Origin of the sequence: Thermogemmatispora sp. (genome assembly GCF_019683635.1) — a bacterium.
Taxonomy (GTDB): domain Bacteria; phylum Chloroflexota; class Ktedonobacteria; order Ktedonobacterales; family Ktedonobacteraceae; genus Thermogemmatispora.
Genome location: NZ_JADGIA010000047.1, coordinates 23,597 through 30,079, shown reverse-complemented (window position 1 = coordinate 30,079; position 6,483 = coordinate 23,597). Strand labels below are relative to the sequence as shown.

The window sequence follows — 6,483 nt, the reverse complement described above, 5'->3', positions numbered from 1 at the left end:
TAAATCTATATATGCCTATGTTACTATTTTGAAAAAGATTTTCGTCACTTGCCCAGCTCTTCAGAAAGGAGGAATCTGTGAATCTCAATCGCTATTGGCAGCGCGCGCTGCTTTTCCTCCTGGTCAGCCTGTCCCTCCTCCTCTCTTTCACCATTACCAGCCCTGCCCGTGCCGCTTCCCTCGGGTCAACTCCTGATCGCCTGCCTCCCGGCGAGTGTCTCACTCTCTCGATGTGGCTCCGTAACCCTCAATTGGATGTGATCGAGGTCCACACCTCTGTTCTGAACCTCTGCGGCTCTCTCGTTCAAGGAATCTCTATCGACTGGACTACTGATGTCACCTGTAACGGCAGACAATACCCCGGCCCTGCGGGAAGTTTCTACGCGGGCACCCTGGCGCCTAACCGCAGCTGGCGAGCAATGCGAGATTTCTCTGCTATCTGCTGGGGAGATTTTCCTCCTTACTTGCCCGTCCCCTACACCATTCGCGGCTCAGCCGATGCCTTTGGCTATATGCCCAGGCACCATATCTTAGTACTCGGACACTATGATACTCCCAGCTATCGCTTCCTCTAGCCATTCAGGCTGCCAGGAACGTCAGAGCAGCCGTTACTAGTTGCTTGCGGTCAACAATTTGACTAGGCAGATCTGTCGTGCTATGATCACAGTGTTACTCTTTCTGCCTTGATTGCTCGTATACACCCAATACAGGAGGTGCTGACCATGCCGGATCAGCCAGATCGGCCAGAGCAACCCGACCAGCCCATGTTTCCAGCTTCCCTGAAGCCTGTCCCCGGCACCTTCCAATGGAAGCTCATCGGCTTCAGCGGCGACCCCGCTGAGGCGATTCCTCTTCTGGCCGAGCCGTGGGAGCTTGAGCTGAGACAGAACTTTTCCCGCTATGCCCGCTTTTGTATGACAAGTGCACGCTTAGTCGCCCACCGGCGGGGCCACCCTGTGCTTACCCCCTTCCACCTCCTGCTTGGCCTCTGCGAGTCGAAGCTTTGGGATCTCCACCTGCTGCCCGCTGGCCCCTCCAGCTCCCTGATCGCTCCCGCCCTCGAAAGCCTCCTAGAGCAGGAAAGTCCTGCCCTGCAGCAGCAGTGGTTGCAGGACCCAACCCTGCAGCAGGCTCTTGCCCATGCCAGAGAAGAGGCCCACGAGCGGGGCTATCCTATCGTGGGCATCGAGACCTTCCTCGTCCCCGATGCTTCCCTCCAACGCATCTTCGCTCTCGCTAAAGACGAGGCCCGCCAACACGGTGCACAGCGCGTCAGCCTCGGCCCCCTGCTGCTCGGACTGCTGCGCGCCGTCGAGGAGGACCTCCTGCCACCTTCCCTGCAGCAGCTCCTGGCCCGCTTTGGCCTCTCTTATGCCGCCGTGCGCTCCTCCCTCTCTGATGAGACTTTCTCCCTCTAGAGCTACCAAACACGTGCTTTGCTCCACAAGACCAGTCAAATAGAGATAGACCCGCTCTGCCGTTCTCTCTGGGCCTAGATAGAGAGAACGGCAGCCCGGGTCTCACCTGGCATCCGCTGGATCGATCCCGAATATCCGCCCAGGGACAAGCCACTTACCGCAGAGTCTCTGGCAAACAGCCTTGCAACTGGTCTATACTGCCTAACTGACAGTATCCGCCGCAGTCTTAGCCGAGAGGGCTTCTCAAGCGGCGGATCAGTTGCGATCTTCTATTTCTAATCTCAAGCGTATTGAGGCTGCCGGTATGGAACAAGAGGAAAGAAGAAGGCTGATCGCCTTTGGCTGGTACGGGGGAAAATTCAATCATCTCAACTGGCTCTTACCGCTGTTGCCCAAGGCCACACACTACTGTGAACCCTTCGGTGGCTCTGCCGCCGTGCTGCTCAACCGCGAGCCATCACCGGTAGAAACCTACAACGATCTCGACAGCGAGGTCGTTAACTTCTTCCGCGTCCTGCGCGAGCAGAAAGAGGCCCTGATCGAAGCCATCGGCCTTACGCCCTTCTCACGCGAGGAATTCGAGCGTGCCTGCAGCGAATCGCCGGAAGGTCTCTCGGATCTGGAACGGGCGCGGCGCTTCTTTATCCTTGCCAGGCAGGTCCGTACCGGTCTGGCTCAGTCTGCCAGCGTCGGACGCTGGGCGCATTGTATTTTAACCAGCCGCGCAGGGATGGCAGGTGCCGTTTCGCGCTGGCTGGGCAGCGTTGAAGGGCTTGCTGAGATCGCTCAGCGTTTACTGCGAGTGCAAATCGAACATGCTCCGGCCATTGAGGTAATCCAGCGCTACGACAGCCAGGAAACTCTGTTCTATTGTGATCCGCCCTACCCACATGATGCCCGCGGAGACGCCAATGCCTACGCACATGAAATGAGTGACGATGATCATCGCCGTCTGGCAGAGGTACTGCACAGCGTGAAAGGAAAGGTCGCGCTCTCCGGCTATCACTGTAGGCTGCTGGACGACCTCTACCATGACTGGCAATGCATTGAGGCACCAGTCAAGCTCTGTCACTCGAAGAAGACTCCTAGACAAGAAGTATTGTGGGTGAATTACGACATCACGGAAGCAACGTCATGGAAAGCAACGACACAACAGGAGAGCAACGAGATCCGTCAGTCATCCTTGATCGAGCTTTCGAGCGCGCTCACACTCAGCTTCACCAACCCCAGCTGAGTGATGCCCTCAATCTTGAGAGGATTAGTTATATATGCCGCTAGATATCGAATCGTGCCTGCGCTCGTTTTCTACTCGCTTGCTGTCTAGCGAAAGCCTCCCACCCTTCTTGGGATATAAGGGAACCTTATACAGAAATAAAAAGCCCAGATTCTTATCCAGGCCGCAGCTACGATGAGCGCTATATCGCTCCCTTCATCATTCAACATAATCTTCCTTGCAATATGACGACAGCGTTTCTCACACCAGCATTCAGGAATAGAAATGTTCCCCTGACCCCGGGACTTGTGATGGTAGGGCGCCCTGAGCGGCTCTATCAAGCAACTTTAGAGGTACTCTCAGATATTGAAGCAGGCAAACTCAGCGCTGAAGATGTCCTTGCCGAAGTCATAAGACAGCTCTCGCTCCTTCGAGAAGAGCAGCTGCTACGGACAGAAGGAATCTTGAGCCAGCTCAGGGCCAGTGAGAAAGTCCCACTTTCAACTGAGACCATCGTGACGCTCATCGAGCAACACTTGAAATGTCCTAACTCCAGTCGCCTTCCTGTTCTCCTGGTTGCAGCTGCCTTATAGGCAGCTGAAGAGCATCTCAAAGAACATGTCCTTCCTCTGACCCCTCACAATGCAGCAGATAGGAGAACGGGGGCACTCGGCGATCTTCAAATTTGCTTGCTTGACGATAGCCGAATCACCACAGTCTATGAAATGAAAACACGGCGCATTACCCCCAGTGACTTAGACATAGCCCTGCAGAAGGTGGCTAGCCTTGGTTACAGAATCGATAATTATATATTCATCACTACAGAAGAGATCACCCCACAGGTTCGCCAATACGCGGCCAGTCTATATCAGCCGACAGGAGGCATAGAATTTGCAATACTTGACTGCATTACATTTATCAGATATTTCTTGTATTCTCCACCGCATAAGAAATGAATTTCTCGATATCTATCAGCAACTTCTCTTAGCAGAGCCAGAAAGCTCTGTCAGGCAAGAGCTGAAGGAAGCCTTTCTAGCTTTGCGCCTGGCAGCAGTGAATAGCAGCAAAGCCGGTGGTGAAGAGAGGGGAAGAGGCAGAGGTGATCACCATGATTAGGCCGGCATCCCTCCCTTGCTCCTCGGTCAGGGATGCCGGCCAACACTTCTCATGAGCTTGTCCGCCCGGCCTGGAGATAAGCACCAGGGCACACAGGCAACGACGCCGCCCTAGCTCTAATCCTGCTTATTGAAAGCCAGAGCGCCCCAGACGATAAAGATCAACCCCAGTACGGCCACAATCAGTAGCTCCACCGAGGTCGAGAGCGTCGTATTGAAAACCTTTACCCCCAGACCTAACGCATCCAGCACAAACTGGGGCAGATTGAGAGCCCGCAGCACCGCCTGCCGCAGCGGGTCCACTCCATAGGTCACCGGGTTAATCTTCGTCAGGAAGGCCAGCCAGTCGGGCAGGTTGCGCAGCGGGAAAAGCGCCCCGCTCAGGAAGAACATCGGCATCAGGAAGAACTGCATGATCATCTGGAAGCCTTCCATCGACTTCATGCGCGAGGCAATGACAATGCCCAGCGACGTCAGGGAGAAGGCCAACAGCAACATCTCCAGCATCAGCTTGACCACCAGGCCGACGCTCAGGTTGACCCCCACCAGCGGCGCAAAGATCAGCATGATCGTCCCCTGTAACATGGCGATCGTGCTGCCCCCCAAAGCCTTCCCCAAGACCAGCGAGGTGCGCGAGATCGGCGCCACCAGCATCTCACGCAGAAACCCGAACTCGCGATCCCAGACGATCGAAATCGCCGAGAAGATCGAGGTAAAGAGCACGGTCATGCTCAAAACGCCCGGGAAGAGAAAGGTTCGGAAATCCAGGGTCGGCGTCCCCGGCGGTAGATTGGCCTGGCTCCCAACCACATTCAGGCTGCTGGAGAGACCGGAGCCAAAAATGAAGAGGAACATCAACGGCTGGGCCAGCGAGGTGATGATCCGTATCCAGTCACGCACAAAGCGCAAGACCTCGCGGTACCAGATGATCACAATCGTATTGAGGTTACGCCGAAACGGCCCGTTGATCGGCGCCAGGGTCTGCTCCATCCGCACCGGTTGCGGCGTCACGACAGTTGTCGCCATGATCTTTTACCTCCTTCCTCAGCGGCGCGAGCGCCTGAAGCCGCGCATATGCTCTCTGGCATCAGCCTCTTCATCACGGATTTCACGCCCGGTGAGCTTGATAAAGACGTCGTCCAACGTCGGGCGCCGCACGCTGATCGAGGCGATGCGCGCCGTCACCTTTTCAACGATACGCGGGACCAGCTCTTCACCGCCTGCAATCTCAAAGACCAGCTCCCCCTTATTCTCGCGCGGCTCCACGCCAAAATGCTCCTTGATCTGCTGCGCCGCCAGGGCATTATCACTGGTCCTGAGTCGAATGACATCGCCTCCTACCAAGTCCTTGAGCCGACTCGGCGTGTCCAGCGCCACGATCTCGCCATGATCAATAATGGCAATGCGATCACAATATTCGGCTTCATCCATATAGTGCGTGGTCAAAAACATCGTAATCTGCTTTTGCTGACGCAGATTCAGAATATATGACCAGAGATGCAGGCGTGTCTGAGGATCAAGGCCGATAGTCGGCTCATCGAGGAAGAGAACACGCGGATAGTGCAACAGGCCGCGAGCGATCTCCAGACGACGCTTCATGCCCCCTGAGAAGGTGCGTACCAGCTGGTTACGCCGGTCATAGAGATCAACCATCTTGAGAAGCTCCTCACGACGCTGCTTGCTGACCTCCGCCGGCAAGCCATAGACAGTGGCATGAAAGCGCAGATTTTCGTCCGCGGTCAAGCGATCGTCAAGGCTCGGGTCCTGGAAGATGAGGCCGATTGATTCGCGCACTTTGTTGCGCTGCGTCACAAGGTCGTAGCCAGCAATGCGCACCCTCCCAGCGGTGGGACGCAGCAGCGTACAGAGCATATTGATGGTGGTCGATTTACCGGCTCCATTCGGACCGAGGAAGCCGAAGATCTCCCCCGGGTAGACTTCGAATGAGATGCCTTTGACCGCCTCTAACTTGCCATAGTGGCGGGTCAAGCCCTCAACCTCGATGATGGGCGTACCCGTGGGACTCGCTCCCTCGCTCGCCACCGCCATCCGCAAATCCGCCGGCGACTGAATCCGTCCGTTGAGCTGTTCTCCCTGCAGCGTCTGCTCTTCAGCAGCCATGTCTGCCATGTATCTCTCCTTCACTCTCAGCTCTCTCAGCTATCACAGCGGCCAGTTCTTCTAGCCCACGAAGAAGGGCAAACCGTCCCTCTTCGCTCATAAGGCTAAAGACCGCCTTGAGCTGCTCTTTCATCCGCTGCGCCATGTGCTGGCGCAATTCTAGTCCAGTATCGGTGAATTCAACAAAAACCTGGCGACGGTCTTGATGATCTCGCCTCCTCATCACCAGCCCCCGCCGTTCCAGGCTGTCAACAGCCCGCACCACCGTTGCGGGATCAAGGTCAAGACGGCTGGCCAGCAGACCGATGGTATACGGCTCCCCCCCTTCTTGCAGTGCCCTCTGCAGCAAGCCCAAAACCATGAACTGGGTTGTACTCACTATCGTTCCATGCTGATGGGCACGCTTGAAACCCGCTCCCATCGCCCTCTGAACCTGACTGAAGAGGGATGCAAAGCGCTCCGCTTGCTCCTCCAAATCGTGCGCCTGCCTTTCACCATCGGTCTCTCTTTCCATGACCCCTGCTCGCTTCCTTTCTTCCTGCCTTACTGTGCTCCGTTGATTGTTGCTACCAATTACTGATAGTAACAATCATTGATATAATCAAATAATAGCGCG

Annotated in this window: 7 protein-coding genes; 4 read left to right on the top strand and 3 right to left on the bottom strand. The window is 55.8% G+C overall.

Features of this window, described 5'->3' with window-relative positions:
* Positions 1-77 precede the first annotated feature (77 nt).
* The 4 genes from IRZ31_RS07660 (at position 78) to IRZ31_RS07645 (ending at position 3,747) form a co-directional block, all read left to right on the top strand.
* Positions 78-575: a hypothetical protein gene (locus IRZ31_RS07660; RefSeq protein ID WP_297151918.1), complete on the top strand. Its 498-nt coding sequence runs from the start codon at positions 78-80 to the stop codon at positions 573-575.
* A 147-nt stretch (positions 576-722) separates the two neighbouring features.
* Positions 723-1,418, top strand: coding sequence for a Clp protease N-terminal domain-containing protein (locus IRZ31_RS07655; protein WP_297151916.1), 696 nt, complete (start codon positions 723-725; stop codon positions 1,416-1,418).
* Between the two features lie 304 nt (positions 1,419-1,722).
* On the top strand, positions 1,723-2,652 hold the full coding sequence (locus IRZ31_RS07650) for a DNA adenine methylase (protein ID WP_297151913.1): 930 nt from the start codon (positions 1,723-1,725) through the stop codon (positions 2,650-2,652).
* An 870-nt stretch (positions 2,653-3,522) separates the two neighbouring features.
* On the top strand, positions 3,523-3,747 hold the full coding sequence (locus tag IRZ31_RS07645) for a hypothetical protein (RefSeq protein WP_297151910.1): 225 nt from the start codon (positions 3,523-3,525) through the stop codon (positions 3,745-3,747).
* 116 nt (positions 3,748-3,863) lie between these two features.
* Here the strand turns inward: IRZ31_RS07645 and IRZ31_RS07640 are convergent, their stop codons facing one another.
* Genes IRZ31_RS07640 through IRZ31_RS07630 form a run of 3 tightly spaced genes read right to left on the bottom strand, consistent with a single transcriptional unit; the run spans position 3,864 to position 6,381 of the window.
* Entirely contained in the window at positions 3,864-4,772 is a 909-nt protein-coding gene (locus IRZ31_RS07640; protein ID WP_297151906.1) for an ABC transporter permease, read from the bottom strand.
* Positions 4,773-4,790: 18 nt separating this feature from the next.
* Positions 4,791-5,876 carry an ATP-binding cassette domain-containing protein gene (locus IRZ31_RS07635; RefSeq protein ID WP_297151903.1) on the bottom strand — a complete coding sequence of 362 codons (1,086 nt, stop codon included), beginning with the start codon at positions 5,874-5,876 and terminating at the stop codon, positions 4,791-4,793.
* Positions 5,857-6,381 (bottom strand): MarR family transcriptional regulator, encoded by a 525-nt coding sequence (locus IRZ31_RS07630; RefSeq protein WP_297151900.1) that lies wholly within the window; start codon positions 6,379-6,381, stop codon positions 5,857-5,859. Before IRZ31_RS07630 ends, IRZ31_RS07635 begins: the two co-directional genes overlap by 20 nt.
* Positions 6,382-6,483: the final 102 nt, after the last annotated feature.